This is a genomic window from Burkholderia sp. Se-20373 (assembly GCF_017104705.1).
Lineage (GTDB): Bacteria > Pseudomonadota > Gammaproteobacteria > Burkholderiales > Burkholderiaceae > Burkholderia.
In genome coordinates this window covers 1-1309 of the sequence record NZ_JAAGPH010000345.1, presented here as the reverse complement: position 1 = coordinate 1309, position 1309 = coordinate 1, and the positions used below count along the sequence as shown (strand labels likewise).

General features: G+C 69.4%; 1 protein-coding gene and 2 pseudogenes. All 3 read right to left on the bottom strand.

The features are described from left to right. Nucleotides 1–223, bottom strand: a pseudogene (locus G3N96_RS38665) (MotA/TolQ/ExbB proton channel family protein); the annotation flags it as partial. An 18-nt stretch (nt 224–241) separates the two neighbouring features. Continuing rightward, nucleotides 242–1039 (bottom strand): 4-hydroxy-tetrahydrodipicolinate reductase, encoded by a 798-nt coding sequence (dapB, locus tag G3N96_RS38660; RefSeq protein ID WP_089424479.1) that lies wholly within the window; start codon nt 1037–1039, stop codon nt 242–244. Nucleotides 1040–1104: 65 nt separating this feature from the next. Beyond that, nucleotides 1105–1309, bottom strand: a pseudogene (locus tag G3N96_RS39595) (outer membrane protein assembly factor BamE); the annotation flags it as partial.

Sequence of the window (1309 nt, the reverse complement as noted above, 5' to 3'; positions counted from 1 at the left end):
GATCGGCGCCGGCAAGCGCGGCGATGCCCGCGTCGAGCGACGGCGCGCGCCAGAACGCGGCGAGCGCGCGCGGCCCCTGCCGCTTCGCGCGGACCAGGAGCCAGGCTTTCATGAGGAGGAAGCACCAGCTGGCGACGGACATCGCCAGCAGCACATAGGCGACGGCATGCGTGATCGCATCGCCGCTTTCGAGGTAGTGGACAACGCCGGTGGGTATCGCCATCGGAGTTTCCCCGTGGTGTCAGCGCAGGCCGAGCACGTCCTGCATGTCGAACAGGCCGGCGCCGCGCGCCGACAGGAAGTGGACCGCGCGCAACGCGCCCTGCGCGTACGACACGCGGCTCGACGACTTGTGCGTGATCTCGATGCGCTCGCCGATCCCCGCGAACAGCACGGTGTGATCGCCGACGATGTCGCCGCCGCGCACCGCGGCGAAGCCGATCGACGACGGATCGCGCTCGCCCGTCACGCCGTGGCGGCCGTACACCGCGCAATCGTCGAGCGAGCGTCCGAGCGCGCCGGCGACGGCTTCGCCCATCATCAGCGCGGTGCCCGACGGCGCGTCGACCTTGTGGCGGTGATGCGCCTCGATGATCTCGATGTCGTAGCCGTGCGAGAAATGCTTCGCCGCGAATTCGAGCAGCTTCAGCGTGACGTTCACGCCGACGCTCATGTTCGCCGCGAACACGATGCCGATCTTGCCCGCCGCGGCCTGCAGCTCGGCCTTCTGCTCGGCGGTGAAGCCGGTCGTGCCGATCACGAGCTTCACGTCGTGGCGCAGCGCGGCCTCGATGTGGGCCATCGTACCTTCCGGACGCGTGAAATCGATCAGGGTGTCGGCCTGCGCGAACACGGCGTCGAGGTCGGCGGTCAGCTTGACCCCGGTTTCCTTGCCGAGGAACGCGCCGGCGTCCTGGCCGAGGAACGGCGAATCGGCGCGGTCGAGCGCGCCGACGAGCTGCGCGTCGGCATCGTTGAGAACGGCTTCGATCAGCATCCGGCCCATTCGGCCCGATGCACCGGCAATCGCAATCTTCATGGCTTTCTACACGACAGGTATAAAAGCGGGCGGCGCATGCCGCCCGGTTTCCGCACGCCGGCTGCTTACTGCGCCGGTGCGGTGAGCGGCTGGTTCTGCAGGTTGTCCGAGCCTTGCGGGCCGACCGGCGGCGGCGCCTCGTTCGACACGTTCGGCTGCGGCGGACGATGGAACTGGAACTGCGGCTGGATCGCCGGCGCGGCGCCAGGCGGCTAGAGCGGAAGAGGGGCGGGGGAGGGAAGAGTGTTGGCAGGGGGAGGTGGAGCGGGG

What these genes read in the sequence shown, in the direction of transcription:
- dapB (WP_089424479.1), bottom strand. Translation starts at nt 1,039, where the DNA reads ATGAAGATTGCGATTGCCGGTGCATCGGGCCGAATGGGCCGGATGCTG.